Consider the following 923-nt stretch of genomic DNA (forward strand, 5'->3'; position numbering starts at 1 on the left):
AGTTGTTGATAAAGTAGAAAAAGATGGCAACAATGTTGTTGTAACCTATAAAGATGGTTCTCAAGATACAAAACCATTGTCAGAATTTGTAAACGTAGCTCCAACAGTTGAACTTCCATACTCAAATCAAGCTAAGAAAGAAATCTATGTTTATACAGGTGAAAACACTGATTTAACATTCAAAGCATCAGACAACACTGCTGTTAAAGATATGTATGTACGTGGTCCTGGTGGTATTGGAAAAGATAATACGGCAGATTACGGTTTCACAACTGGAAAAATCGAGAATTCAGCAGTCACTCATGGTGATGGTACTGTATCAGGTTCTACAGCTACTATTAAGATGACAGGTGTTACAACACTTAAAGCTCCAAACCATTGGACAAGTTTTGTTGTTGCTAAAGATAATAATGATGCAGAATCAACTACTGATTTTAGAGCATTAGATCAAAACCCTAATGCAACTCAGACACCAGGATATGTTCACTTCATCGTTAAATCTCAAACAGATAAGTACGATATTGCAACTCCAGCTCCAGCTGATAAAGTTGAAGTAGCAGATCCAACGAAAGTAACAGACGCTGAGTTAGATAAAATCAAAGAAAAACTTCAACTTGAGTACAACAAGAACAATGACGATGCGAATATCGCAAAAAATACTCCAGTTGATAAAGATGGTAAGATTCAATCAGTCACAAACGATGGCAAAGGAAATCTTGTAGTAACCTATAAAGATGGTTCTACAGATACAAAACCATTGACAGAATTTGTAACTCAAAAACCAGCAACACCAGATACAGAAGCCCCAGCGAAACCAGTTGTGGCAGATCTAACAGGTAAAGCAGGAACTAAAGATCCAGTTAAAGTGAATGCAGAACCAGGATCAACAGTTGAGTTGTTCGACAAAGACGGTAAGAAGATTG

The 923-nt window shown here is 36.9% G+C and carries 1 protein-coding gene; it reads left to right on the forward strand.

Annotated features, from left to right (window positions below; genetic code table 11):
- Positions 1 to 923: hypothetical protein (locus HMPREF2837_RS06535; RefSeq protein WP_186823207.1), on the forward strand; the 923-nt coding region annotated here is incomplete at both ends.

It is taken from the genome of Streptococcus sp. HMSC071D03 (genome assembly GCF_001812125.1).
In the GTDB taxonomy this organism is placed as follows: Bacteria; Bacillota; Bacilli; order Lactobacillales; family Streptococcaceae; genus Streptococcus; species Streptococcus pseudopneumoniae_N.